This window comes from Streptomyces sp. STR69 (genome assembly GCF_024519455.1).
Taxonomy (GTDB): domain Bacteria; phylum Actinomycetota; class Actinomycetes; order Streptomycetales; family Streptomycetaceae; genus Streptomyces.
On record NZ_JALJRY010000024.1, the window covers coordinates 111601 to 138073 of the forward strand.

25 protein-coding genes are annotated in these 26473 nt (G+C 70.4%); 8 read left to right on the forward strand and 17 right to left on the reverse strand.

The features are described from left to right. Positions 1-6 precede the first annotated feature (6 nt). Positions 7-1302 (forward strand): amidohydrolase family protein, encoded by a 1296-nt coding sequence (locus OC490_RS36010; protein WP_262062250.1) that lies wholly within the window; start codon positions 7-9, stop codon positions 1300-1302. Beyond that, positions 1299-2027, forward strand: coding sequence for an enoyl-CoA hydratase-related protein (locus OC490_RS36015; RefSeq protein WP_262062251.1), 729 nt, complete (start codon positions 1299-1301; stop codon positions 2025-2027). The genes OC490_RS36010 and OC490_RS36015 overlap by 4 nt, the downstream gene beginning before the upstream one ends. Before the next feature lie 59 nt (positions 2028-2086). On the opposite strand, the gene OC490_RS36020 is transcribed toward OC490_RS36015, so the two are convergent. After that, a complete protein-coding gene (locus OC490_RS36020) occupies positions 2087-3052 on the reverse strand; it encodes an enoyl-CoA hydratase/isomerase family protein (protein ID WP_262062252.1) in 966 nt (321 codons plus the stop codon). Between the two features lie 133 nt (positions 3053-3185). Here OC490_RS36020 and OC490_RS36025 point away from each other — a divergent pair, with 133 nt between their 5' ends. Both OC490_RS36025 and OC490_RS36030 read left to right on the forward strand, forming a co-directional pair. Continuing rightward, positions 3186-4172 (forward strand): CoA transferase, encoded by a 987-nt coding sequence (locus OC490_RS36025; RefSeq protein ID WP_262062253.1) that lies wholly within the window; start codon positions 3186-3188, stop codon positions 4170-4172. Beyond that, entirely contained in the window at positions 4166-5422 is a 1257-nt protein-coding gene (locus OC490_RS36030; RefSeq protein WP_262062254.1) for an amidohydrolase family protein, read from the forward strand. The genes OC490_RS36025 and OC490_RS36030 overlap by 7 nt, the downstream gene beginning before the upstream one ends. A gap of 3 nt (positions 5423-5425) precedes the next feature. Here OC490_RS36030 and OC490_RS36035 read toward each other — a convergent pair whose 3' ends face one another. The 12 genes from OC490_RS36035 to OC490_RS36090 form a co-directional block, all read right to left on the reverse strand. Beyond that, positions 5426-6151: an SDR family NAD(P)-dependent oxidoreductase gene (locus OC490_RS36035; RefSeq protein ID WP_262062281.1), complete on the reverse strand. Its 726-nt coding sequence runs from the start codon at positions 6149-6151 to the stop codon at positions 5426-5428. A 46-nt stretch (positions 6152-6197) separates the two neighbouring features. Next, positions 6198-7346, reverse strand: a complete 1149-nt coding sequence (locus OC490_RS36040) for an acyl-CoA dehydrogenase family protein (RefSeq protein ID WP_262062255.1) — start codon at positions 7344-7346, stop codon at positions 6198-6200. Between the two features lie 11 nt (positions 7347-7357). Continuing rightward, a complete protein-coding gene (locus OC490_RS36045; protein ID WP_262062256.1) occupies positions 7358-8509 on the reverse strand; it encodes a thiolase family protein in 1152 nt (383 codons plus the stop codon). Beyond that, positions 8509-9339, reverse strand: a complete 831-nt coding sequence (locus OC490_RS36050; RefSeq protein ID WP_262062257.1) for an enoyl-CoA hydratase/isomerase family protein — start codon at positions 9337-9339, stop codon at positions 8509-8511. Before OC490_RS36050 ends, OC490_RS36045 begins: the two co-directional genes overlap by 1 nt. Further along, positions 9336-10535 carry a CaiB/BaiF CoA transferase family protein gene (locus tag OC490_RS36055; RefSeq protein ID WP_262062258.1) on the reverse strand — a complete coding sequence of 400 codons (1200 nt, stop codon included), beginning with the start codon at positions 10533-10535 and terminating at the stop codon, positions 9336-9338. The genes OC490_RS36050 and OC490_RS36055 overlap by 4 nt, the downstream gene beginning before the upstream one ends. 1 nt (position 10536) lies before the next feature. Then, positions 10537-12120, reverse strand: coding sequence for a FadD3 family acyl-CoA ligase (locus tag OC490_RS36060; protein WP_262062259.1), 1584 nt, complete (start codon positions 12118-12120; stop codon positions 10537-10539). Between the two features lie 15 nt (positions 12121-12135). Next, entirely contained in the window at positions 12136-13275 is a 1140-nt protein-coding gene (locus OC490_RS36065) for an acyl-CoA dehydrogenase family protein (RefSeq protein ID WP_262062260.1), read from the reverse strand. Beyond that, complete coding sequence (locus OC490_RS36070; protein ID WP_262062261.1) at positions 13272-14243, reverse strand: acyl-CoA dehydrogenase family protein; 972 nt, start codon at positions 14241-14243, stop codon at positions 13272-13274. The genes OC490_RS36065 and OC490_RS36070 overlap by 4 nt, the downstream gene beginning before the upstream one ends. A gap of 2 nt (positions 14244-14245) precedes the next feature. Then, positions 14246-15046 (reverse strand): enoyl-CoA hydratase/isomerase family protein, encoded by an 801-nt coding sequence (locus OC490_RS36075; RefSeq protein ID WP_262062262.1) that lies wholly within the window; start codon positions 15044-15046, stop codon positions 14246-14248. 82 nt (positions 15047-15128) lie between these two features. Then, on the reverse strand, positions 15129-15932 hold the full coding sequence (locus tag OC490_RS36080; RefSeq protein ID WP_262062263.1) for a FadR/GntR family transcriptional regulator: 804 nt from the start codon (positions 15930-15932) through the stop codon (positions 15129-15131). Positions 15933-16030: 98 nt separating this feature from the next. Further along, complete coding sequence (locus OC490_RS36085; protein WP_262062264.1) at positions 16031-16798, reverse strand: SDR family NAD(P)-dependent oxidoreductase; 768 nt, start codon at positions 16796-16798, stop codon at positions 16031-16033. After that, a complete protein-coding gene (locus tag OC490_RS36090) occupies positions 16799-17965 on the reverse strand; it encodes an acyl-CoA dehydrogenase family protein (RefSeq protein WP_262062265.1) in 1167 nt (388 codons plus the stop codon). 126 nt (positions 17966-18091) lie between these two features. Here OC490_RS36090 and OC490_RS36095 point away from each other — a divergent pair, with 126 nt between their 5' ends. From OC490_RS36095 to OC490_RS36105, 3 genes are all read left to right on the forward strand, one after another. Continuing rightward, the gene (locus tag OC490_RS36095) at positions 18092-18475 is read left to right on the forward strand and encodes a DoxX family protein (RefSeq protein WP_262062266.1); all 384 of its coding nucleotides are present in this window, start codon (positions 18092-18094) and stop codon (positions 18473-18475) included. Then, complete coding sequence (locus tag OC490_RS36100) at positions 18472-18939, forward strand: peroxiredoxin (RefSeq protein ID WP_315986723.1); 468 nt, start codon at positions 18472-18474, stop codon at positions 18937-18939. Before OC490_RS36095 ends, OC490_RS36100 begins: the two co-directional genes overlap by 4 nt. A gap of 64 nt (positions 18940-19003) precedes the next feature. Next, positions 19004-21340: a SpoIIE family protein phosphatase gene (locus OC490_RS36105; protein WP_262062267.1), complete on the forward strand. Its 2337-nt coding sequence runs from the start codon at positions 19004-19006 to the stop codon at positions 21338-21340. A gap of 9 nt (positions 21341-21349) precedes the next feature. Here the strand turns inward: OC490_RS36105 and OC490_RS36110 are convergent, their stop codons facing one another. Both OC490_RS36110 and OC490_RS36115 read right to left on the reverse strand, forming a co-directional pair. Further along, a complete protein-coding gene (locus OC490_RS36110) occupies positions 21350-21784 on the reverse strand; it encodes a cupin domain-containing protein (protein ID WP_262062268.1) in 435 nt (144 codons plus the stop codon). Positions 21785-21882: 98 nt separating this feature from the next. Next, positions 21883-22713, reverse strand: coding sequence for an aldo/keto reductase (locus OC490_RS36115; protein WP_262062269.1), 831 nt, complete (start codon positions 22711-22713; stop codon positions 21883-21885). Between the two features lie 159 nt (positions 22714-22872). Between OC490_RS36115 and OC490_RS36120 the strand changes: the two genes are divergently transcribed. Beyond that, on the forward strand, positions 22873-23847 hold the full coding sequence (locus OC490_RS36120; protein ID WP_262062270.1) for a TauD/TfdA dioxygenase family protein: 975 nt from the start codon (positions 22873-22875) through the stop codon (positions 23845-23847). Between the two features lie 8 nt (positions 23848-23855). Here OC490_RS36120 and OC490_RS36125 read toward each other — a convergent pair whose 3' ends face one another. Further along, positions 23856-24884: an LLM class flavin-dependent oxidoreductase gene (locus tag OC490_RS36125; RefSeq protein WP_262062271.1), complete on the reverse strand. Its 1029-nt coding sequence runs from the start codon at positions 24882-24884 to the stop codon at positions 23856-23858. A gap of 72 nt (positions 24885-24956) precedes the next feature. Then, complete coding sequence (locus OC490_RS36130; RefSeq protein WP_262062272.1) at positions 24957-26465, reverse strand: metallophosphoesterase family protein; 1509 nt, start codon at positions 26463-26465, stop codon at positions 24957-24959. Positions 26466-26473 lie beyond the last annotated feature (8 nt).

The window sequence follows — 26473 nt, forward strand, 5'->3', positions numbered from 1 at the left end:
GCCGTCATGGACCGCGACGACCTCATCCTCATCAGCGTCGACGACCACATCATCGAGCCGCCCGACATGTTCGTGAACCACCTGCCCGAGCGCTACAAGAAAGACGCGCCGCAACTGGTGCACCGGGACGACGGAACCGACGTATGGCAGTTCCGCGGCACGACCATCACCAACTCGGCGCTCAACGCCGTGGCCGGCCGGCCCAAGGAGGAGTACGGCGTCGAACCGCAGGGCCTCGACGAGATCCGCCCCGGCTGTTACGACGTGCACGAGCGGATCAAGGACATGAACGCGGGCGGCATCCTCGCCCAGATGAACTTCCCGTCCTTCCCCGGCTTCTCGGCCCGGCTCTTCGCCACCGAGGACGCCGACTTCTCCCTCGCACTCGTCCGGGCCTACAACGACTGGCACATCGACGAGTGGTGCGCCGCCTACCCGGGCCGCTTCATCCCGATGGCGCTGCCCGCCATCTGGGACGCGGAGCTGTGCGCGGCCGAGGTGCGCCGGGTCGCCGAGAAGGGCGTGCACTCCCTCACCTTCACCGAGAACCCCGCCGTCCTCGGCTACCCGAGCTTCCACGACCCGTACTGGAACCCGCTGTGGCGCGCGCTGTCCGACACGGACACCGTCATGTCGGTGCACATCGGCTCCTCCGGCCGGCTCGCCGTCCCGGCCGCCGACTCGCCGCCCGACGTGATGATCACGCTCCAGCCGATGAACATCGTCTCCGCCGCGGCAGACCTGCTCTGGTCGCAGCCGGTGAAGCAGTTCCCGAATCTGAAAATCGCCCTCTCGGAAGGCGGAACGGGCTGGATCCCGTACTTCCTGGAGCGCCTCGACCGCACCTTCGAGATGCACTCCACCTGGACCCTCCAGGACTTCGGCGGCAAGCTGCCCTCCGAGGTCTTCCGGGAGCACTTCCTGACCTGCTTCATCACCGACAAGCTGGGTGTACGGCTGCGCCACGACATCGGCATCGACAACATCTGCTGGGAGGGCGACTACCCGCACAGCGACTCCCTGTGGCCGGACGCCCCCGAGCAGCTGCACGACGTGCTGTCGAGTTGCGACGTGCCCGACGACGACGCCCGCAAGATCACCTTCGAGAACGCGATGCGCTGGTACTCCTTCGACCCCTTCGCCCACATCCCGCGCGAACAGGCCACTGTGGGCGCGCTCCGCAAGGCGGCCGGGGGGCACGACGTCACCACCCGCTCCCGCAGCCACCAACTCATCGAGCCCGCCGAGAAGTTGGAGGCCTTCCGCTCCAAGGCGCGGGCGGCCGTGGCGGCGGCCCGATGAGCGACCTGGTCCTGACGGAACGGGTCGGTGCCGTCCTCGTGGCGACCCTGAACCGTCCCGAGGTCCGAAATGCCATGAGCCCGGAGCTGATTGACGACTTGTCAGCTGTGCTGCGGGAGGCGGACGCCGACCCGGCGGTCCGGGCGATCGTCCTGACGGGTGCCGGAACGGTCTTCTGCTCCGGCATGGATCTGAAGGCGTTCGCGAAGGGCGGCGGCAGGTTCGACGGGCTGGTGTGGTTCTTCCGCGAGGGCATCGCCACCCCGGTGATCGCGGCCCTCAACGGCTCGGCACTCGCCGGTGGCTTCGAACTCGCCCTGGCCTGCGATCTGGTGGTCGCCGCGGAGGACGCCAGGCTGGGGATCGCCGAGGTCAGGCGGGGGTTGTTCGCGGCCGGTGGCGGTACGACCCTGGCCGACCGGGTGCCGCTGGCGGTCGCCCTGGAGATGGGGCTGACCGGTGAACTCGTCACGGCAGCAGACGCCAAGCAGTTCGGCCTGGTGAACCGCGCCGTACCGGCCGAGAAGGTGCGGGAGACGGCGCTGGCTCTGGCGGGACGCATTGCCGAGAACGGTCCTCTCGGTGTCGCGATGACGAAGAAGCTGATGCGGGAACGCCGTTGGGCCGAACCGGGAGAGGTCGAGGCGGTGTTCCGGAGCGCCGATGCGGCGGAGGGGGCACGAGCCTTCGCCGAACGCCGTAGTCCTGTGTGGACCGGGAAGTGACCGAACTCCGGTGTCTTCGACGACCGTCCTGGTGGCTGTCGGGGACACCGGAGTGAAGCTCAGGAACGGACCGCCTGCTGCGGGTCGGCAGTCATGTCGTCACTGTCGCTGATCTCGTCGACGAGCCCCCAACGCAGCGCCTGCTCGGCGCCCAACTCCGCCCCGGACAGGGCGAGATACGCAGTTCGCTCCCGGCCGACCCGTATCGGGATGCTCGCCGTGCCGCCCGCTCCCGGAATCAACCCCATCTCGATCTCAGGCAACCGGATCACCGTGTCGTCCGCGGCGACGACCCTCCCCGCGAATGCCGCGAGCTCGATTCCCGCGCCGACACAGGCGCCGTGCAGATGCGCGGTCACACGTGGAGCGCACCGGTGCAGCAGCGTGGCCGGGCTGCGACGGACCCGCACCAGATGGGCCCGGGCCGGATCCCGGGACGTACCGAACTCGGCGAGGTCGCCCCCGCTGCAGAACGCGGGACCGTTGCCGTACAGGTCGACACGGGTGATCGACGGGTCGGCCACGGCCACGTGGAGCGCCTCGCACAGTGCGTCCCGCGTCGCCGCGTCGAAGGCGTTGCGCACCCAGGGCCGGTCCAGCGTGATGGACAATCGGGACCCGGCACGGTCGAGCCGTACGGGAGTCTCGGCAGGGCGGTGTGTACGCCGGGGAGCGGCGGCCAGCCAGGACCGGAAGTCCGTTCCGCCCTGCAGTGTCGAATAGGCAAGGGATTCGAGAACCAGCCTGTCCGGGACCGAGAGCCCGCTGCCCATCCTCAGTACCTGCACCAGCGCGACGGCCGCGGCGGGCCGACTCCGGACGACATGCCCCAGCTCCCGAGCCGTGGCATGGGGATCCGCGCACCACACCCACGGCGCGGGGGGATCGGGGATGTCGGTGAGCAGTACGTCGTACCCCTCGACCGCGTTCCTGGGTTCTGCGGTCACGCCGATGACGACACGATCCCGGTCGCGGTCACGGGCGGCCGGCTCCCGCGCGGGGATCCGGTCGAGATCGACTGTCACGAAGGGCGACTCCACGGTGATCTCCCTCCAGGCGTGGACCGGAGTGTAATTTGAGATCACCTGTGGAGAGAAGGGGGTTCGGCTCATGGAGAATCGTGCTCTCCGCGATTGGATGGACACAGTCGAGCCTTACGTGGTCCCCCTCTCTGACGTCGCCCGCTCGTTCACCGACCTGACGGGCGTACCGGTGGATCTGTCGAGCGCGCTGTTCCGCAGGGCCCAACTCGCCGGTCTGGAACGTCCGGGGAGGACCTCGGCCAATGGCTCCTGCCATCTCCTCCAGGCCGCCGACGGCTGGACCGCCGTGAACCTCGCCCGCCCCGACGACCTCGCCGCCGTACCCGCACTGCTGTCACTGCTCGGCTCGCCGGTCGCCGAGACCGGGGGCCTGGCCACGGCCGTAAGACGGGTCACGACTGCCGAGGCTGCCGAGGCCGCGTGGCTGATCGGCATTGCCGCCGCGGTGCCCGGATCGGCCCTGGGCGGACGGCCTGCGGTGCGCATCGAGCGGTGGGGTGAACGGCGTGTGCGCGAGATGGCCGGTCTGCGGATCGTCGACTTCTCCGCGCTCTGGGCGGGGCCGTTGTGCGCGCGGCTGCTGGGGCTGGCGGGCGCGCGGGTGGTCAAGGTGGAGAGCGAGACGCGACCGGACGGCGCCCGCCTGGGGACCCCCGCCTTCTACCGCTGGCTGCACGACGGGCACGACAACATGGTCGTGGATTTCGCCCCCGGTGCGCTGGACGAACTCGTCGCCGAGGCCGACATCGTCATCGAGGCGTCACGACCACGCGCGTTGCGCCGACTCGGCCTCCGGGCCGAGGAGTTCCTCGCCGCGCGGCCCGGCCGGGTCTGGGTCGGCATCACCGGTTACGGACGCGAGAACGACCGTATCGCTTTCGGGGACGACGCTGCCGTCGCCGGCGGACTGACCGGCCTCGACCCGGACGGGGACCCCGTCTTCCTAGGTGATGCGCTCGCCGACCCCGTCACCGGCGTCTTCGCCGCCCACGCCGTGGCCCGTTCCCTCGCCGCGGGCGGCGGAGAACTCCTCTGCGTCTCCATGGCCGCCTGCGCCGCGACCCTCGCCGAGGCGCACACAGGGGTCCGCCCGCCGTGCTGATCAGGAACGTGGAGGTCGCGGGCCACGGAGTGGCGGTGGACGTACGGATCGCGGCCGGGCGGATCGCCGAGATCGGGCCGGGGTTGACGGGACGGGGTCAGGGTGACGTCGACGGTCGTGGCGGTGCGTTGCTGCCCGGCCTGCACGACCATCACGTCCACCTCGCGGCACTGGCCGCCGAAGCCGCCTCCGTACGCGTCGGGCCGACGGACGTACGAGACCGTACGGCGTTCGCGGCAGCCTTGGCGAGCGGGCCGCCGGGGGAGTGGGTGCGGGCCGTCGGCTACCACGAGGGCGTCGCGGGGGAGTTGGACCGGTGGACGCTGGACGTGCTCGTCCCCGATCGCCCGGTGCGGGTGCAGCATCGCACCGGCGCGCTGTGGGTGTGGAACAGCGCCGCGCTCCGGGCGGCCGGGCTGGAGGGCGACGGACGGTTCTGGCGCGAGGACGAGCGGCTGCGCGGATTCGTACCGCCTGTACGGCTGGATCTGGAGGGCGTCGGGAGGCGGGCGGCGGCACTCGGCGTCACAGGGTTCACCAACGCCGACCCGCACCCGGCCGGCGGACTCACCCAGATGTTGTCGGTCCTCCCGCAACGCCTCCTGGTGATGGGCGTCGACGAGCCCGTGAAGCTGATGCTCGACGATCCGACGCTCCCCACCCCCGCCCAACTCGCCGGCACCATAGGGGAGATCAGGCCCAGACCGGTCGCCGTGCACTGTGTGACCCGGGTGCAGTTGCTGGTGACGCTGCTCGCCCTGGACGAGGTGGGTCCGGCGGACGGCGACCGGATCGAGCACGGGTCGGTCATCCCGGCCGAGACGATCCCGTGGCTGCGACGGCTCGGGGTGACAGTCGTGACCCAGCCGCACTTCCCCGCCGAACGGGGCCATGCGTACGCCACCGACGTGGACGCCGACGACCGACCCCACCTCTACCGCTGCCGGACCCTGACCGAGGCCGGTATCCCCGTCGCCGCGGGCACCGACGCGCCCTACGGCACCCCGGACCCCTGGGCGGTCATGCGGGCGGCGACCGAACGGGACGACGTCGAGCGGCTCCAACCCGAGGCGGCGCTGCGGCTGTTCACCGGCGAGCCTCAACACCCCGCCCGGACAAGGACGGTGGCAGTCGGCGCGCTCGCCGACCTGTGCCTGCTCCACGCACCACTGCGCGCGGCCCTCGACGCGCTGTCCGGTGAACTGGTGCGCGCCGCATACGTGTCGGGCCGCCGCATCGCGCCCGTATGACCCCTACACGCTGTAGCCGCCGTCAACTCCCAACGCCTGCCCGGTGATGAACCCGGCCCGGTCCGAGGCGAGGAACGCGACCGCCTCCGCGATGTCCGTGGCGTCGCCGAAACGGCGCAGCGGAATGTTGCGCCGGGTGACTGCAAGGGCGTCCTCGTCGAGTTCGCCGGAGCTGATCAGACGGCCGGCGATACCGTCGTTGAGCATGCCGGGCGCCACGCAGTTCACGCGGACGCCGTAGCGGCCCTCCTCGGCGGCCAGTGCCCGGGCCACCGCCTCGACCGCGCCCTTCGCGCCCGACGACAGCCCGTCCCGTACCGGGAAGCGGCGGGTGGCCACGGTCGTCACGGCGACGATGTTGCCGCGACTCCTGCGCAGCAACGGCAGCGCGGGATGCACCAGATTGAAGAACGCCACGGCGTCGCCTTCGAGTTGGGCGCGGTACTCGCCCGGCGAGACCCTGCTCAGGTGCCTCATCGGTACGTGCGGGCCCGACGCGTACACGAGCGTGTGGATGCCGTGGACCACCTCGGACACGGCCTCGGCAGTGGCGGACTCGGCGGTCAAGTCCAGCTGTATCGACCGCACTTGACGGCCCAGCTTCGTGACCTCGGCGGCGACGGCGTCCGCCGCCTCCTGGTTGGCCCGGTAGGTGAGGACGATGTCGCTGCCCCGCTCGGCGAGGAGCCGTACGACCGCCGCCCCGATACCGCCCGAGCCGCCCGCCACGAACGCGACACCTGGTCTGCTGGAGAAGTCCGGCACCGTAACCGCCTCACAATCCGAGGGACTTGGCGATGATGACCTTCATGACCTCGCTGGTTCCGGCGTAGATGCGGGTGATGCGTGCGTCCGCGTAGAGCCGGGCGATGGGGTATTCCAGCATGTAGCCGTAGCCGCCGAACAGTTGCAGACAGCGGTCGACCGCCCGGGCCTGCATCTCGGTGCAGAAGAGCTTGACCTTGGCGGCGTCCGGTCCGCTCAGTTCACCGGCGACGAGTTCGAGCACCGCCCGGTCGAGCATGGCCTGCGAGGCCTCGATCTCGGCGGCCACGGCGGCGAGTTCGAACTTGGTGTTCTGGAAGGAGGCGACCGGTTTCCCGAACGCCTTGCGCTCCTTGACGTAGGCGATCGTCGTGTCCAGGGCGGCCCGCGACTGTGCGACCGAACCGACCGCCACCGTCATCCGCTCCTGCGGGAGGTTGTGGCCGAGATAGCCGAACGCGGCACCCTCCTCGCCGAGCCGGTTGGCGACCGGTACCCGCACGTCGTCGAAGGCCAACTCCACCGTGTCCTGCACCTTGATGCCCAGCTTGTGCAGTACCCGGCCCCGAGTGAAACCGGGCATGCCGTCCTCGACGACCAGCAGGGTGAGGCCCGCGCGGCGGTTGTCCGGGTCGGTCGACGTACGGGCCACGACGATCACCAGGTCGGCGAGGAGTCCGCCGGTGATGAAGGTCTTCGCACCATTGAGGACGTACGAGTCCCCGTCGCGCACGGCGGTCGTACGGATCCCGGCGAGATCGGAACCCGTGCCCGGCTCGGTCATCGCGACGGCCGTCAGCAGCGTCCCGGAGGCCAGGCCGGGGAACCAGCGTTCGCGCTGATCACGGTCGGCGTAGGTGAGGAAGTACGGCAGGACGACGTCGAGTTGGGTGCGGACGGTGCCCAATGTCACCAGGGCGCGGGCCGATTCCTCCTGGAGGACGACGTTGTAGCGGTAGTCGGCGAGACCCGCTCCGCCGTACTCCTCGGGGACCGCCGTGCCCAACAGGCCCAGCGAGCCCAGCTGTTCGAAGAGCGTGCGGGGGAGCCGGCCGGTCTCCTCCCACTCGGCGTAGTGCGGGACGACCTCCTTCGCGATGAAGTCCCTGGCGAGCCGGCGGAATGCCTCGTGGTCGTCGGTGAAGACGTCTCGGCGCACAACATCCCCTGTCAGGAAGCGAGTTCGACGACGGTGGCGTTGGCGGTGCCGCCGCCCTCGCACATGGTCTGCAGGCCGTAGCGGATCCCGTGGTCCCGCATGTGGTGGAGCATGCGCGTCATCAGGACGGCACCCGACGCGCCGAGCGGATGCCCGAGCGCGATGGCGCCCCCGAGCGGATTGAGCAGCGCCGGGTCGGCCCCGGTCTCGGCCAGCCAGGCCAGCGGGATCGGCGCGAAGGCCTCGTTGACCTCGAAGACGCCCACTTCGGAGAGTGCCACTCCGGCCTTGCGCAGGACCTTCTCGGTCGCCGGGATCGGCCCGGTCAGCATCAGGACCGGATCGGAACCGGTGACCACGCCCGCCCGGTAGCGCGCGATCGGCGTCAGCCCCAGTTCACGGGCCTTCTCCGGGGTAGTCACCAGCAGGGCCGCCGCACCGTCGGAGATCTGGGAGGAGTTGCCCGCGTGGATCACCCCGTCCTCCTGGAAGGACGGTTTCAACTTCGCGAGAGTGGCGCTGCTGGTACCTCGCCGTATGCCTTCGTCCACGGTCACCGTGTCCGTGCCCGTGTCGGCGGTCACCGGCACGATCTGCGCGTCGAACGCCCCGCCGTCCTGCGCGGTCGCCGCCCGCTCGTGCGACAGCGCGGCGAACTCGTCGAGGACACCCCGGCCCAGTCCCCACTTCCGCGCGATCAGCTCGGCCGAGACACCCTGGTTGAAGGAGAAGTCCTCGTAACGGGCGAGGACCTGGGGACCGTACGGCATCCCACCGGCCCGCGAGGCACCGAGCGGCACCCGGCTCATCACCTCGACGCCGCCCGCCACCACGACGTTCTGCTGGCCGGACATGACCGCCTGGGCGGCGAAGTCCAGGGCCTGCTGGCTCGATCCGCAGGCTCGGTTCACCGTGGTCCCCGGGATGGTCTCGGGCCAGCCCGCGGCCAGCACCGCGTAGCGGCCGATGTTGCTCGACTGGTCGCCGAGCTGGCCCACGCAACCCCACACCACGTCGTCCACGACCTCGGGATCCAGGCCCGTGCGGTCGACGAGGGCTTGGAGGACGACGGCGGAGAGGTCGGCCGCGTGCACGGCTGCCAGTCCGCCGTTCCGTTTGCCGACGGCGGTGCGGACCGCCTCCACCACCACTGCCTCACGCATCACGTGTCCTGTCCTCCGTTGCTCCCTTTCGGCGCCGCGGTCCGCGGCACCGCCCAGCGGCCGGTGTAGTGCGGCGCACGCCGCTCCGTGAACGCGGCGTACGCCTCAGGGACGTCGGCCGTGGCGAAGTTCATGGCCTGTGCCCGAGCCTCACCGGCAAGGGCCTCGCGCAGAGTGCGATCGGCGTTCTCGTTGAGGAGCGCCTTGTTCTGCGCGAGAGCGACCGGGGCCCCGGCGACCAGCCGGGCGGCCAGGTCGTCCACGAAGGCGTCGATCTTGTCGGCGTCCACGACCCAGGTCACCAGGTTCAGCGCGCGGGCCTCCTCGGCGTCGATCGTCTCGGCCAGGAGCACGAGCCGTTTCGCCTGTTGCAACCCCACCAGCTTCGGCAACAGCCACGAGCCGCCGCAGTCCAGGGACAGGGCGCGGCGCGCGAAGATCTGCGAGAACGTGCTTTCCGGGGTGGCCACGACGAAGTCGCAGCCCAGGGCGAGGTTCCAGCCGGCGCCGACCGCCACGCCGTGCACCTTGGCGATCGTGGGGATCGGCAACTCGTGCAGGAGCAGCGTGACCTCGCTCAAGGTCCGCATCCGGTACAGCGGATGCTCGCCGCTGACACCCTTGCTGATGTCGGCCCCGGAACAGAACGCACCACCGGCACCGGTCAGCACCAGTGCACGCACCGAACGATCGTCGCTCGCTGCGGTGAGCGACGATCGCAGGGCGTCCCACAGCTCGGCGTCGATCGCGTTCTTGCGCTCCGGCCGGTTCAGGGTGAGCGTGCGAACACCGTCGGCGTCGCTCGTCAGAAGCACCGGCGGCCCGCTCATCGCACCGCTCCCTGTGCCCGGAGAACGGTGATCTCCTCGTCCGTGAGGCCGAGTTCGGTGAGTACGGCGTCGGTGTGCTGGCCGAGGGCGGGAATCGCGCCCATCGGCGGGTCGTACCCGGCGATGACCGGGGGCGGCAGCAGCGCCGGCACCGGACCGGACGGCGTGTCGATCTCACGCCACCGGTTCCGCGCCTGGAGATGCGGGTGGGCGATGACATCACTGGTCGTGTTGTAGCGGGAGTTGCCGATCCCGGCCGCGTCCGCGCGATCCTGTACGTAGGCGAGCTCGTGCCGTGCGCACCAGGCGCTGATCTCCGGTTCCAGCAGGGCGCGGTGTTCCACCCGTCCCGCGTTGCTCCGGAAGCGCGCGTCGTCCGCGAGGTCGGGACGGTCGAGCAACTCCCTTGCCAGGCGCTGCCATTCGCGGTCGTTCGTCGTCCCGAGGATCACGGTGTGGCCGTCGGCGGTGCGATGCGCGCCGTACGGTGCCACGGCGGGCGAACTCAGACCGAGCGGCTGCTGCTCGACACCGGAGTGGCGGGTGTACGTGAGCGGATAGCCCATCAGCTCCGTCATCGTGTCGAACAGGCTCACCGCGACGGACGAGGCCGCCGGTCCCATCCCGCGTTCCCTGCCGCAGAGCAGCGCGACGACCGACAGCGCGGCGTACAGGCCGCTGCACACGTCGGCCATCGGCGGGCCGGGTTTGGCCGGTGCTCCCGGGTGCCCGGTCACCGAGCAGGCGCCCGACTCGGCCTGCACGAGGAGGTCGTAGGCCCGCTTGTGGGAGAGGGGGCCGCCGGGGCCGTAGCCGTCGATCTCGACGGCGATCAGTTCGGGGTGACGGGTTGTCAAGTCGTCGGGGGAGATGCCGAGTTTGGCCGTGGTGCCGGGTGTGAGGTTGGAGACGAGGACGTCGGCGCGCTCCAGCAGGCGGTGCAGGACGCCCATGCCGCCGGGAGTCTTCAGGTCCAGGGCCACCGACTCCTTGCCCCGGTTGACCCAGACGAAGTGCGCCCCGAGTCCCTTGACCACGTCGTCGTAGTGCCGGGCGAAGTCTCCGCCCCGGGGGTTCTCCACTTTGATCACGCGGGCGCCGAAGTCGCCGAGCGTGCGGGTGCACATGGGAGCGGAGATCGCCTGCTCCAACGCCACCACGGTGATTCCTGCCAGTGGCCCGGTCGTTGTCGTCATCTCAGCCCACGGCCGTGAAAGTGGCACGGAGTTCGTCCTTCAGTACCTTCTGGCTTGCGTTGCGCGGGAGTTGGCCGACGAAGCGGATGTGTCGGGGCACCTTGAAGTTGGCCATGTGTTCCCGGGCCCAGGCGATGACGTCGGTCTCGGACGGGGCTTGTTCCGGAGACGCGACCACGAAGGCGCAGCCGACCTCGCCGAGGCGTTCGTCGGGAACGCCGATCACGGCGACCTGCTGGACGCTCTCACAGCCGAGAAGCAGCTTCTCTATCTCCGCCGGATAGGCGTTGAAGCCGCCCACGATGTACATCTCCTTCTTGCGGTCGACGATGGAGAGATTGCCGTCGTCGTCGAGCCGTCCGATGTCCCCGGTGTGCAGCCAGCCCTCGGCGTCGATCGTCGCAGCGGTGGCGTCGGGATCGTCCCAGTAGCCGCGGGTCACGTTGTAGCCGCGCACGAGGATCTCGCCGTCGAGCCCGATCGGGACGTCCAGACCGTCGTCGGCGACGATCCGGACCTGGACACCGGGAATGGCGCTCCCCGTGGTGTGGGCGACAGTCTCCTCCGAGTCCCCGACCCGGGTCGTGGTCACCAGCGCCGTGGACTCGGTGAGGCCGTAGGCGCTCATCACGATGTCGAACGACAACTCCGTTTTCATGGCGCGGATCAGCGATTCCGGAATCGTCGTACCGCCCGTCATGGAGACCCGCAGCGAGGTCAGGTCGTGCGTGGCACGGGCCGGGTGATGGACCAGGTCGTGGAAGATCGTCGGCGGCCCGAGCAGGATGCTCACCCGCTCCCGTGCGATGAGGTCCAGTGCTTGCCCGGCGTCGAAGACGGCCATGGGAATGACGGTCACCCCGTGCATCAGGGAGGCCAGCCACCCCGCTTTGTACCCGAAGCAGTGGAAGAACGGCGGGATCACCAGGAAGGTGTCGGACTCCCGGAACGTGTACTCCTCGGCCATCCACCCGTAGGCGCGCAGGGACTGGCCGTGCGTGAGCATCACGCCCTTCGGGTGGCCCGTCGTGCCGGACGTGAACATCACGTCGGACACGTCGTCCGGCGTCAATCGGTCGATCGACTCATGGGCGGAGGAGGCCGAAACGCCCTCTCCCGCACCGAGAAAGTCGCTCCACGCCAGCTCGGCCGCCCCCTGCGGACCGAGAACCGACACCGTCTTGTGCAGGGCCGGCAGTTCCGGATCGGCCTTCCGCAGTTCGCCGATGTAGTCGTTGCCCAGGAAGGGCGAGGCGAACACGGCGGCCGCCTCCGACTTCCGCAGGATGTACGAGATCTCCCGCTCCTTGAACCGGGTGTTCAGCGGCACGAGTACGCCCCCGGCGCCGTGGATGCCCAGCGCGGCGAAGATCCACTCGGCCGAGTTCGGGGCGCACAGCCCGACCCGGTCCCCGGGCTTGATTCCGAGCGCGATGGTGGCGCGGACCGTGTCGACCATCTGCTCCGCCAGCTCATGGAACGTCCACCGGCGGTCTCCGTCGATGAGTGCCGTGGCGTCCCCGAAGCGGTCGGCCGCCAGCCTGATGACGTGGGGGATGCTCAGGAATTCGTCGTCGTAGCGCATCAGTTGGCTCCAGGGCTAGCCGTTCGAGGGGAGATGCAGGATCCGCTTGGCGATGATGTTCCGCTGGATCTGGGAGGTGCCGCCGTAGACGGAGGCCGCACGGGAGTAGAGGTAGTCGCCGAACAACTCACCGCCCTCACCGGCCAGTTCGGACGGGAACACCTCAAGTGCCGTGTCGTAGAGCCGCTGTTCGGTCCTCGTCATCAACAGCTTGTCCACGGACGACTCGGGACCGGCGACCTGTCCGGCGAGGCGTTCGGCGGTGCGGCGGCGGGCGTGCGCCACGAGGACCTCGTAGTCCACGACACACCGGCCGATCCGGGACAGCAGCCCGTCGGGAAGGTCGCCACCCCGCTCGGCCGCGTGTCGCCGCAGCCGCTCGACGAGCAGCCCGTACTTCGAGATGTGCCCGGTGTCGAGGGCGTTGCGCTCGTACGACACCGTCGTCATCGCCAGCGCCCAGCCGACGCCCTCGGCGCCGACGCGCTCGGACTCCTCGATGCGGACGTCGTCCAGGAACAGCTCGCAGAACTCGTCGTCGCCGTTGGCCGCGCGCAGCGGCCGTACCGTCACGCCGGGGCGGTCCAGGGGCAGGGCGAACGCCGAGATCGACTTGTGGGCCGGTGCCGAACGGTCGGTGCGGGCCAGCAGCAGGCACAGGCCGGAGTACTGGGCGTAACTGGTCCACAGCTTCTGGCCACGCACCGTGTAGTGGCCGTCGTGCCGTTCGGCGAAGGTGCTCATGCCCGCCAGGTCCGAGCCGGCTCCCGGTTCGCTGAAGCCCTGGCACCACACCTCGTCACCGGCCAACATCCGTGGCAGGAACCGCAGTCGCTGCTCCTCCGAGCCGAACTCCAGCAGCGCGTGGGCGAGATAGCCGATCCGGGGGACGCCCGGGGCCCGGCAGGCGCCGAGTTCGTCGCTGATCGCGACCTGGTGCAGCGCGGTCAGGCCCCGGCCGCCGTAGCGCTCCGGGACGTCGAGGCCGACCCAGCTGCCCGAGTGCAGCAGCCGGTGCCAGCGGTGCAGGAAGACCGGTACCGGTTCGCCCGACTCCCGTTCGGGGAGCGGGTGTTGGGCCAGCCAGGCACGGAACTCGCGGCGCAGCCGGTCCAGGTCGGCCGGGTCGCCGAAGTCCAGCGGGGTGTCGGTCATCGCGGCACCTCCGGTGCGGCCAGCGCGGGGAGCAGGTCGTCCGTCGTGGCGAGCAGCGTCGTGCCCAGACGCACCTTGCGCAGATACAGGTGCGCGATGTGCTCCCACGTCTGGGCGATACCGCCGAAGACCTGCATCCCCGCGTACACCGCCTCCAGCGCCGCGGAGTTGACCTCCGCCTTGGCGATGCGGGCGGCCGTCAGGGCCCGCTCCGGCGGTTCGTTGTCGAGACACCAGGCCGCGTAGCGCGTGACACTGGTGCCCGCCTCCACCAGGACCGTCGCGTCCGCGAGGAGATGCTGCACGGCCTGGAAGGAGCCGATCGCCTGCCCGTACTGGCGGCGGACGCGGGCGTATTGCACCGCCTGCTCCACGAACGAGCCCGCAGCGCCGACGAGTTCGGCGGTCACGAGGACGAGTGCGTAGGCCTGCCAACGGAGTCGGTCCGGTGCTGTGAGACGGCCGATGGTCTCCACGGGCGTGTCGGCGGGGACGGCGCGGATCGTACGCAGCAGGTCCGTGCTCGGTGCCGCCGGGCCCAACTCGACCCGGGAGACGGTCCCGTCGGTGGTGACGCAGAGCGCGCTGTCGGCTCCCTCGCAGTCCCAGGCGACGAGATCTGCCAACGCCTGCCCGGGGAAGCGGAGTTCGCGGGTGAGCGCGACGGTGGGGGTTCCCCGCGAGGTGTCGTCGCCGAGCAGCCGGAGCAGCTCCGGAGCGAGCAGGACCGTACCGAGCAGGGACGTCGTGAGCGGGTGGCGGCCGTGTTCCTCCGCGAGCAGTGCGCACTCCTGGGTGGTCGCCGCCGGGGGAGAGGAACGCCGTAGATCTCTCAAACCCATGTCGTGCAGGGCCTGTTGGGCGGCCGAGCGGGTGGCCGGCTTCACCTCGTCCGCCGAGGTCAAGCCGTAGCGGGGTGCGAGTGAGCGCACCATGTCGCGGACGAGGACGAACTCCTCGCGCTCCATGTTCAGCGCTCCTCAGGGGGGTTCGCGCGCCGCTCGGCGCGGGCCGCGAGGTCGGTGATGATGCGGATGTGGTCCGGGTTGGTCATCGTGGCCCGCTCGGCCATCAGGGCCGCCTCCATGCCGCCGCGCGAGACCTGCTCGACGACGGCGGCGAGGGCCAGCTTGGTGGCGCGGAGGGCTTCGGCGGGCTGGGCCGCGAGCCGGTGGGCCAGGGCGAGCGCCTCGCGCATCAGGTCGTCGGGCGGGACCGTGCGGTTGGCGAGGCCGAACTCGACCGCCTTGGCAGCCGGGATGCGGTCACCGGTGAAGAGGTACTCCTTCACCCGCAGCAGGCTGGTGAGCAGCGGCCACAGGGTGACTCCGCCGTCGCCTGCCACCAGGCCGACCGACACATGCGGGTCCGCGAAGTAGGCGTCCTCTGCGACCAGTACGAGATCGCAGGCCAGGGCGAGGCTGCAACCCAGGCCCACCGCAGGGCCGTTGACGGCGGCGATCACCGGCAGCGGGAAGCGGATCATCTCGGTCTGGATGGTGCGGTCGATACGGATGGACCGCTCCCGCAGCTCCGGGTCCGTGTGGTGCCGTAGGAGATGGTCGAAGTCGCCGCCCGCGCTGAACGCCCGTCCCGCGCCGGTGAGGACGACGGCCCGGGCCTTGGTGTCGTCAGCGAGTTCGCGCCACACCTCCGACAGCCGTCGGTGCAGCTCCTCGGACACGCCGTTCAACCGGTCGGGGCGGTTCAGGGTGACGATGCGGACGTCTCCGTCGGCGGCCACGGTCAGCACGGAACTCACCTTGCTCATACCGCGATGGTATTAAAGGTCAGACCGAAACTGTCAATGGTGTTGCATGAAGAAGAGAATCACATTCTCATCCTCGATGGGTTCAGTTCTCGGGATCGGCCAGCTCCACGCCGTCCCGGCGGTCCACCTCGGCCGCCGCCCGGGCGAAGCCGCACACATGGCGGGTCATACGGCGCATCGCCGCCTCGCTGTCGCGGTCCCGGATCGCCTCGGTGATCCGGTCGTGCGCGCGGGCGGTGAGCTTGCGGATGTCAGCGTCCATGAACTGCTCGATGTCGGTGGCCGCGTGGATCGACTGCGAGAGAGCGCTCATGAAACCGATGAGAAGCTCGTTCTCGCCGGCCCTCGCCACGGCGTTGTGCCAGCGGACGTTGGCGCGCAGGAACCGTTGGATGTCCGCGCCCGCCGCGACAAGCTCCGTGTGGGCGTCGTCCAGCTCCGCGAGGTCGGCGTCCGTGCGGCGCCTGGCCGCCAGCGCCGCGCACGCCGGTTCGATCGCCTCCCGGGTCTCGTGCAGGTCCTCCAGCCGGATCCGCTGCCCCCGGATCACCAATCGCACGGTGTTCGCGAGCGATTCACGGCCCGGCCGGTGCACGAAGGCGCCGCCCCCGCGTCCCGGCCGGATCTCCAGGAGCCGTTCGACCTCCAGGACCCGCAGCGCCTCGCGCACCGTCGCCCGGCTCAGCCCCGTCTGCTCGACCAGCTGCCGTTCCGGCGGCAGCGCCATGCCCTCCGTGAACTCACCGGAGAGGATCCGCTCGCGCACCTCCGCCGCCAGCACGTCGGAGGCCTTGGGAACCGTGAGCGTGTCGAAGCGCGGCCGGGGCTCACCGGCCGCGGCGCGCCCCCGGACGGTGCGGGAAGAAGGGTGCTCGGCGCTCTGCACAGGTTCAGGCCTCTCGTCGAAAGCCGCGCTCTTCGGCCTCTTTGGCTGAACCATTCAACACAGCACGCGCGCCCCCTGTCACATCACCGGACCGCCCGTCACATCACCATGCCGCCGTCCACCGGCAGCACCTGCCCGGTGATGAAGGAGGCCGCGTCCGAGGCGAGGAACACGAAACTGCCCGCGATCTCGGCCGGCTCGGCCCACCGGCCCAGCGGGATCCGCGCCAGCATCTGGGCCGCGAACTTCTCGTTGGTGCGGATGGTCTCCGTCATGGGCGTGGCCGCCAGCGGGGCGAGCGCGTTGACCAGCACGCGCCGTCGGGCCAGTTCGCGGGCCAGGGACTTGGTCAGCCCGATGATCCCGGCCTTCGCGGCCGAGTAGTTGACCTGCCCGAGCGTGCCGACCAGGCCCGCCGACGAGGTGACGTTGATGATCCGGCCCTTCCCGTCGTCGGGCAGGAACGGCAGCGCTGCCTGCGCACAGTGGAAGGTACCCATCACATGGATGTCGAGGACCCGCCGGAACGCCTCCTCCTCCAGCTTGTCGAACATGGCCGGGGCGATGACCCCGGCGTTGTTGACCAGGATGTGCAGCGTCCCGTCGGCGAGCGCCGCCGCGCGTGCCGCCGCCGTATCGGCTGCGGCCCGGTCCCGTACGTCGAGGGCGGCGCTGTCCGCAGTCAGGCCCGCCGCGTTGATCTTCCCGGCGACGGCCGCCGCGGCCGACTCGTCGACGTCGGTCACCAGCACCGCGGCACCCGCGCGCGCGAGCGCCTCGGCGACCGCGGAACCGATGCCGCCCCCGGCACCGGTGACCAGCGCCGACCGGCCCGTGAGGTCGAACAGCCCTGTGCTGTCGGTCATTCAGTAGCTCCTTGGGAGTCCCAGCGTGTGCGATCCCAGGTAGTTCAGGATCATTTCCTGACTGATCGGTGCGATCCGCATGAGGCGGGCCTCGCGGAAGTAGCGGGACACGCCGTACTCCTCGGAGTAGCCCATGCCGCCGTGGGTCTGCAGGGCGCGGTCGGCGGCCGTGAACCCGGCGTCGGCGCACAGGTACTTGGCGGTGTTCGCCTCCCGCCCGCAGGGCCGCCCGTTGTCGTACAGCCATGTCGCCTTGCGCAGCACGAGTTCGGCGGCGTCGAGGTGGGCCAGGGAGTCCGCGAGCGGGAACTGGATGCCCTGGTTCATGCCGATCGGGCGGCCGAAGACGACCCGCTCCTTGGCGTACCGCACCGCCTTGTCGAGCGAGGCCCGGCCGATGCCCAGGGCCTCGGCCGCGATCAGCATGCGCTCCGGGTTGAGGCCGTCGAGGAGGTAGCGGAAGCCCTGGCCCTCCTCGCCGACGCGGTCCTCGACGGGGATGCGCAGGTCGTCGATGAAGAGTTCGTTCGAGGTGACGGCGTTGCGGCCCATCTTCGGGATGGGGCGGATGTCGATCCGGTCGCGGTCGATGTCCGTCAGGAACAGCGTCATCCCGTCGGTCTTCTTGGCGACCTCGTCGGCCTTGCTGGTGCGGGTCAGGAGAAGGATCTTCTCCGACTCCATCGCCTTGGAGATCCACACCTTGCGGCCGCTCGTGACGTAGTGGTCGCCGTCCCGTCGCGCGTATGTCGTGATGCTCGCGGTGTCGAGTCCCGCGCCCGGTTCGGTGACGCCGAAACAGACGTGCAGATCGCCGTTGGCGATACGCGGGAGTGTCCGCCGCTTCAGCTCCTCGGAGCCGTGCACCACCACCGGATGCATGCCGAAGATGGACAGATGGATGGCGCTGGCCGCGTTCATGCCGCCGCCCGACCGCGCCACCTCCTCCAGCAGCAGGCTGGCCTCGGTGATGCCGAGGCCGTGGCCGCCGTACTCCTCCGGGATCGTGATCCCGAGCCAGCCGCCGCCCGCGAGGGTCTCGTAGAACTCCGTCGGGAACTCGTGCGCCTGGTCCTTCTCCATCCAGTACTGGTCGTCGAAGTCGCGCAGCAGTCCGGCGACGGACTTGCGGATCGTTTCCTGGTCCTCGGTCAGTTCGAAGTCCATGCACGGACCCTTCTCCGGTTCCGGCTGCGAAACATATCAAAGGTCAGACCGAAAGGGTAAGGGCCCGTCAATGGGTGCCGCCTACCGTCGAGTAATATCGCGCGGCAGGCCATCAGAGGAGGAACCGTGCCACGGTCCGAACGCTCGTCGCTGCTGCTCGCCGGTCTGCTGGCGACCGCGGGAGTCGCCCATTTCGCCTCGCCGAAACAGTTCGACGCGACGATCCCGCGCGCGCTGCCGGGGTCGCCCCGGGCCTGGACGTACGCGAGCGGTGCCGTCGAACTGGCGCTGGCCGCCGGGATCGCGGCGCCGCGCACCCGGCGTACGGCCGCACTGGCCGCGGCGGCGTTCTTCGTGGGCGTGTTCCCCGCCAATGTGCAGATGGCGCTGGACTGGCGGGACCGCCCGGCCCCGCAGAAGGCGGCGGCCCTCGGACGGCTGCCCCTGCAGATACCCCTCGTGCTGTGGGCCCGTAGTGTCGCGAAGAACAATGGGGAGGAACAGTCATGAGTGATCGCCTGAACGTCGGCGACAAGGTCGAGGACTTCACGCTGCCGGACGAGACCGGCGCGGAACGCAGCCTCACGGAACTGCTCGCAGAGGGGCCCGTGGTGCTCTTCTTCTACCCGGCCGCCCTGTCCGCCGGCTGCACCGCGGAGGCCTGCCACTTCCGTGATCTGGCGGCCGAGTTCGCGGCCGTCGGTGCCCGGCCCGTCGGCATCAGCGGTGACACGGTCGACAAGCAGAAGGAGTTCGCCGGGAAGAACACCCTCGGCATGCCCCTCCTCTCGGACGTCGACGGAGCGATCCGGGAGCGGTTCGGGGTGAAGCGCGGGTTCTCGTTGGCACCCACCAAGCGGGCCACCTTCGTCATCGGCGAGGACCGCACCATCCTGGAGGTCGTCTCCAGCGAACTCCGGATGAACACCCACGCCGACCGCGCCCTCGCCGCGCTTCGCGCCCACCGGAAGTGATACAGGGGCCGCAAATGCCGTATCGCGGTTGATGCGGCGCGGTACAGGGACCATCCTGGACGATATGGAGCAGGCCTCCGCCGCGGCGGTCATCGATGCCCGGGGCATCGTGACGGGGTGGAGCGAGGGTGCCCGCACACTGACGGGATACCCGGCCGAGGAGGCCGTGGGCCGGTCGGTGGCGGCACTGCTCGCCGAACCCCCCGCCGCCACGTCCGTGGCCGCACTGGCCGGCCCGGTGGTCCTGCGGCACCGGGACGGCTCCCCGCTCGCGCTTACCGTGCGGGCCTGCGCGGTGCTCGGCGCGGACGGCGCACCGGACGGATACGTCCTCACCGCCGAATCCCCCGCAGCCGGCCCCACCCTCGCCGAGCAGGCCTTCGAGCAGGCGTCGATGTCACTCTCCGTCTTCGACACCGGGCAGCGCTATCTCCGCGTCAACGACGTCGCCTGCCGCGTGATGGGAGTCCCGGAGGACGTGCTGATCGGCCGGTTCTTCCCGGAGAGCGTCGAGGACGCCGAACACAGCCGGGGCTTCCTCCACAATCTGCGCCAGGTGGTCGAGACGGGCAGACCGGTCCGCTACGACAGCTGGGCGGGCGCCCCCGCCCTGAACCGGGAGCACGCCTGGAGCATCGAGATGTGGCCGCTCAGGGACCCCTCCGGTGAGCTGACGGCGGTCGCCCTCGCGGCGTTCGACAGCACCGAGCAGTATCTCGCCCGGCAGCGGCTGGCCCTGCTGAACGAGGCGGCGACCTGCATCGGCACCACCCTCGACGTGGTGCGCACCGCCGAGGAACTGGTGGAGCTGCTGGTGCCCCGCTACGCCGACTTCGCCAGCGTCGACCTGCTGCCGTGGGTGCTCGGCGCCGACGAACCGCCGCAGGCCCCGGACGACGAGATCGTGCTGCGCCGCGTCGCCCACGGTTCCGTGACCGAGGGCGCGCCGGACGCCGCCGTGCACCTCGGGCAGGCGGACGTCTACCCGCTCTCCTCACCACCCGTGCGGGCCCTGCGCGAGGGACGGGCGGTGCGCGGCCAGGCCGGCGAACCCGACTTCGTCCGCTGGGTGGAGGACCGCAACGCCCGCTCTCCCGAAGGCCGTTCGCACCGCGAGGGCGTCCACTCGATGATCGCGGTGCCGTTGCGGGCACGCGGCACCACCCTCGGCGTCGCGGTGGCCGTCCGCATGGCACACCCGGACGACTACGCGGAGGACGACGCCGTACTCGCCGAGGAGCTGGCCAGCCGGGCCGCCGTCTGCATCGACAACGCCCGCCGCTTCGCCCGCGAACGCAGCACCGCACTGGCGTTGCAGCACACCCTGCTGCCCAGAGGCCTACCGGGCCAGGCCGCGGTCGAGGTGGCGCACCGCTACCGGCCCTCCGGTTCGCTCGCCGGCATCGGCGGCGACTGGTTCGACGTGATCCCGCTGTCCGGCAGCCGGGTCGCCCTCGTCGTCGGCGACGTCGTCGGACACGGCATCGCGTCCTCGGCGACCATGGGCCGCCTCTGCACGGCCGTCCGCACACTCGCCGATGTGGACCTGCCGCCCGACGAACTCCTCACCCACCTCGACGACCTGGTCACCCACCTCGCGACCGACGACACCGGCGACGAGGTCGCGGAACTCGGCGCGACCTGCCTCTACGCCGTCTACGACCCCGTCTCGCGCCGCCTCACCATGGCCGCCGCCGGACACCCGCCGCCGGCCCTCGTCCTGCCCGACGGGACCGCGAGCCTCGTCCCCATGACCGCGGGACCGCCGCTCGGAGTCGGCGGACTCCCTTTCGAGGCGGTCGAGTTGGAGCTCCCCGAGGGCGCAGTCGTCGCCCTCTACACGGACGGTCTGATCGAGGACCGGGACCGCGACGTCGACCACGCCACCGCCGAACTGTGCCGCGCGCTCACCGCGTCCGCCGAGTCCCTGGACGCGCTCTGCGACTCGGTGCTGAAGGCCGTGATGCCGGAGGAACCGAGCGACGACGTGGCCCTGTTGCTGGCGCGCACCCGCGCGCTGGGCGGCGACCGGGTCGCCACCTGGGACATCGAACCGGACCCCGCCCGCGTGGCCGGCGCCCGGCAGGCCGCCACCGACCAACTCGCCGCCTGGGGACTGGAGGAGGAGGCCTTCGTCACCGAACTCGTCGTCAGCGAACTGGTCACCAACGCCATCCGCTACGGCCAACCGCCCATCCAGCTACGCCTGATCCGCGACCGCGCCCTCATCTGCGAGGTCTCCGACGGCAGTTCGACCTCACCGCATCTGCGCCGCGCCCACGCATTCGACGAGGGCGGACGCGGACTTCTCCTCGTCGCCCAGCTCACCCAGCGGTGGGGCAGCAGACAGACCGGCAGCGGCAAGACGATCTGGGCGGAGCAGCCGCTGCCGCCCGACTGACCGGACAGCTCACTCGAAGGGGCAGCCGGGGTTCGGCGCGTCCTCCGAGAACGGGGATCCGTGCGGCAGGACGTACAGCACGTCGAGGACGAGAGGCGTCTTCCCCAGGTTGCGGCCGATGTGCACGTTGCCCGCGCCGGCCGGCTCCTGGATGGTGCTGCCCTTGCGGTAGACGCCGTCGGAGGCGCAGCTGGAGTCGAAGTGGCTGAGCGTGCCCTGCTTGACGATTCCGTACAGGGGGCCGTCGTGGTAGTGCCAGCCGGTGGCCTGACCGGGCGGAATGGTGATCTCGCGCACCGTGTAGTCGGTGTCGCCGATCGTGGTCTGGCTGATCAGCTTGGCGGTGACGCCGGGCCCGGCGGGGGTCGCCTGGGCGGTGCCACCGGCCAGCAGGGCGGCGGTGGCCACCGCTCCGGTCACGGCGGTACGGAACGCGGTGCGCATACGGGAACCTTCCGGTGAGATCTTGAGCCTCCGCCGTGAACATAGAGGCAGGGAAGGCGAGTTGGGGGCGGAAACACGCAACTTCCACCCCGGAACTCTCAGAATTCCTCGTGTGTTTCCGGGTCCGCGCCCAGCCGCTGCGGGGCGTGGTCGGAGAGGGCGGCCAGCTGGGCCGGGCCGAGTTCGAAGCCGAAGATGTCGAGGTTGGCGCGCTGCCGTTCCGGGTCGGCCGACTTGGGGATCGGGACCGCCCCGAGCTGGGTGTGCCAGCGCAGCACCACCTGCGCCGGCGTGACACCGAAGGCCTCCGCGACCGTCACGACAGTCGGGTCGTTGAGCAGCTCGGAACCGCGCCCGAGAGGACTCCAGCTCTCGGTGAGAACGCCCTTCTCGGCGCCGAAAGCACGCAGTTCGTCCTGCGCGAACAGCGGATGCAGCTCGATCTGGTTGACGGAGGGCAGCACCCCGGTCTCCTTCTCCAGCCGCTCGATGTGCCCGGGCGTGAAGTTGGAGACGCCGATCGACCGGACGAGACCCTCCTCGCGGAGCTCGATCATCGCCTTCCAGGAATCGACGAACTTGCCGACGCGGGGCAGCGGCCAGTGGATCAGATACAGGTCCACGTACTCCACGCCGAGCCGCGCCCGGGACTCCTCGAAGGACGCGAGGGTCTCGTCGTGGCCGTGGTGGCGGCCCGGCAGCTTCGTCGTCACGACGATCTCCTCGCGCGGCACACCGCTGCGCGCGATGCCCCGGCCGACGCCGGTCTCGTTGCGGTAGTTCGTCGCCGTGTCCACCAGGCGGTAGCCCATGCGCAACGCGCCGTCGACGGCCTCCTCGGCCGTCGCGTCGTCCATCGGCCAGGTGCCCAGGCCGATGGCGGGGAGCTGCGTTCCGTCGTTGAGCGTGTGCGTCGGGATGCTGATCACGGTCGACCTTCCCTTGACTGTGCGGTACGGCCAGTATGGGCGCCCGGGAGCCCTGTCGCCCGGTGCGGTGATCGCTGTCACGATCTTCTTGAACCCGGTACGACCTGGGTACGAGCCGGTAGGCACGACCGACCGAGCAGGTACGACGACGGAGCGCGCATGACGACGGACAGCGGGACGACGGACGAGGCGGCGCGGGTGGACGGCCTGGAGGTGAAGCCGGCCGCCGGGCACATCGGGGCCGAGATCACCGGCGTCGATCTGGCCGGAGAACTCGACGACGCCGTGGTGGCCGCGATCCGGGCGGCGGTGCTGCGCTGGAAGGTCGTGTTCTTCCGGGACCAACGGCTCGACCACGCCGGGCATGTGGCGTTCGCGCGCAGGTTCGGCGAACCGGTCGTGCTCGGCCGTCGCGGCAGCGCCTCACCGGCCGGCTTCCCCGAGGTCGAAACGACCGCCGACCGGCTGGAGTTGGGCGGCAGGTTCGGCATGGAGCACGACGAGTGGCTGGAGCGCCGTCGGCACACCCTGCTGCGCGGCTGGCACTGCGACCACGGCGCCCGTATCGACCCGCCGGCCGCGACGATCCTGCGCGCGGAGACCGTTCCGCCGTACGGCGGCGACACCACCTGGTCCAACCTGGCCGCCGCCTACGCCGGACTGTCCCAGCCGGTACGGGAGTTCGTGGACGGGCTGCGGGCCGAGCACCGGCTCGGCGTCGGCTACCAGCCGCGGCCCGGCGACGACGCGTACGTCCGCCACCTCCTGGACCACCAGGTCGCCTCTGTGCACCCGCTGGTACGGGTGCATCCCGAGACGGGGGAGCGGGTGCTGTTCGTCAACGGCTACTACCTGGAGCAGATCACCGACATCTCCCGCGCGGAGAGCGCCGCGATCCTGGAGCTGCTGCTCGCCCAGGCGACCAGGCCCGAGTACACGGTCCGGTTCCGCTGGGAGTCGGGCAGCGTGGCCTTCTGGGACAACCGGGCCACCATCCACCTCGCCCCCAGCGACAACGCCCACCTAGGCTTCCCCCGGACCATGCACCGGGTAATGCTCACCGGCGACATTCCGGTGGGCGTCGACGGCAAGCCGTCCGAGCCGATCGTCGGCACCGAGCCGGGCCGCTGGTGAGCCCGAGGTCAGGCTGATGCCTGCCAGCCGAGCGCCGGTCCGAGCTTGGTCGCCATGTCGGTGAGGATCTGCACGTAGTCCTCGTGCTCGAAGGTGAACGGCAGCGCGAACGCCACCTCGTCGATCTCCCTGAACGCGGCGTGCGCGTCCAGGAGTTCGGCGATCTCCTCCGAGGTGCCGACGATGTCCGGCGCGAACATCAGTCGGGCCGGGCCCTGCGGTGACGTCGTACGGGGAGTGCGCCTGCGGGCGAACTCCTCGTACTTCGACCGCTGTTCGGGCGACGCGGAGTCGGTGGGGATCACGACCAGCCCCTGGGAGACGCGGGCGGACTCCCCGTCCGGGTGGTGGGCGCGGAACGTACGGATGTGGGAGAGCTGGATCTCCGCGAAGTCCCTTGACTCGTCCGGCCCTTCGGCCTTGACGACGCTGCTCGTCAGGAAGTTCATGCCGTGCTCGCCGGCCCATTTCGCCGAGCCCGCGCTGCCGCCGCCGTACCAGAGGCGACGGCCCAGACCGGGGGAGTGCGGCTGGACCCGGTCGGAGAACACCTCGAAGCCCTCGACGCCGCTGAAGTCGGTGGCAGGCTTGCCGCGCACGAAGTCCACGAGCCGTCGCACCCGCTCGTAGCCGAAGTCCTCGGCGTCGGCCGTGTCCGGGTACAGCGCCTCCCTGACCTGGTCGTAGTGCATCGGCGGGCCGACGCTGACGCCCGGGTTGATCCGGCCGCCGGAGAGGATGTCGACGGTTGCCAGGTCCTCCGCCAGCCGCAGCGGGTTCTCCCAGCCCAGCGGGATCACCGCCGTGCCGAGTTCGATGCGGCTGGTGCGCTGCGAGGCCGCCGCCATGATCGCGACGGGGGAGGAGATGCCGTACTGGAGATGGCGGTGGCGCAGCCAGGCGCTGTCGAAGCCGAGCCGTTCGCCGAGTTCGATGATCTCCAGCGTCGACTCGTGGCCCCGGCGCGGATCGGCCTCGTCGAAGAGGCCGATCGTCAGGAAGCCCAGCTTCCGCAACGGGCGTGAGGTGGGCGGCACGGGCTCCTCCGGCGGTCGTACGTCAGTTCTGTTCTGTCCCGATTGTGACAGGTGAACATTGCGGGCGTGTGATCAGCGCAGCGGGATGGTGATCTCGTCCTCGACCGGCGGGTCGAGCTCCTGGGCACGGTTGCCGGTGGCCGCGAAGCAGCGCAGCCGGACCGCCTCCGGGGTGACGTCCAGCCGCAGGAAGCACTTGAAGAACGGCGGGCTGTACGTCACCGAGCTGGGCGAAAAGAGCTGCGTGTAGATCTTGCGCACCGGGAGCCGGAAGCGCGAGGTGCGGTCGGGACGGCCGCCGGCGCCCAGCAGACTCGCGACCAGCCGGATCCGTCGGGTGACGCGGACCGGTGGGCCCGGGGTGCGGGTCGGCGGGATGCCGAGGCGCTCGCAGATCACGGCCGACGCCTCGGCCTCGGTGAGGGTGAAGAAGCGGCGCAGGTGCAGTCGGCGCCCGTACAGCCTGCTGTAGAAGGCGAGGGAGTCGCCGCGCAGGGGGTAGCAGCGGAAGTCCTGCTCGGTGACGTTGCCGATATCGACGCGCGGAACGGTGTGGGTCGCGTGCATGAACGCGCCGCCGCCGCCCGAGACCACGTACTGAAGCGTGCGCCCGTCGTCCAACCGCACCGGATAGCGCTGGTAGTTGTGGATGTCGCCGCCGATCGCCGCCACGAAGTGGTGGTCCGGATCGCGGACGATGTCGTCGACCGTGCCGCCGCCCTCGATGACACAGGGGTCGTACTTGCCGTCCACGTACAGGGGCGATCCCGTGACGAGGATCTTCGGCGTCGGCCCCTTCGCCACCTCCCGCAGCCAGGCGCCCTGTTCGGCGTCGATCGTGCCCAACAGGCCGGTGTCGATACCGATGATCCGCACCGGTCCCGCGTCGATCGCCCAGTAAGGGCCCGGCTGGACCGCCTGTTGGAGCGGGGAGGAGCGCAACTCCCGTTCCTTGTCCAGGTGTTCGCCGTCGGTCGGGCGGGGGTGGTGCCACAGCAGGGCGCGCCACCAGGCCCGGGTCAGCGGGCGCGGCCCCGACTCCGGAGCAGGCAGCGCGGGCGCGTCGTCGCAGAAGACGCGCATGAAGCCGCCGAGGCCCTCGTACCAGTCGTGGTTGCCGGGTATCGCGTAGATGGGTGCCGGATAGTCCTGGTACGGACGGAAGAACTTCGTGCCGTAGTCGTCCGCGGTGCCGACGGGATAGATGACATCGCTGGTGACGACCGCGAAGTCCGTCCCCTGACTGACCTTCAGGAAGCCCGGCACGACGGCGTATTGGGGATCGTCGCCCTCGCCCGTGTCGCCGATGACCATGAAGGAGAAGGTGTCCGCGTCGTCGTGCCGGATCACCTTGTCGGCGGGGGCGCCGGCGGCCGTGCGCTGCGCGACCCAGCGGCTGCGGGTGTCGCCGGTCGGGTCCCCGAACCAGGAGGCCAGCACACCGTTGCGCGCGGCCCACAGGGTCCTCGGATCGAGCCACGAGACCTTCTCGACATGGGACGGCATGAGCTGCTGGTACGCGCCGCGTTCCGGGGATCCCCAACCGGCGCCTTCGGCGGTATCGCGTGAAGATTCAGACACCGGCGAAC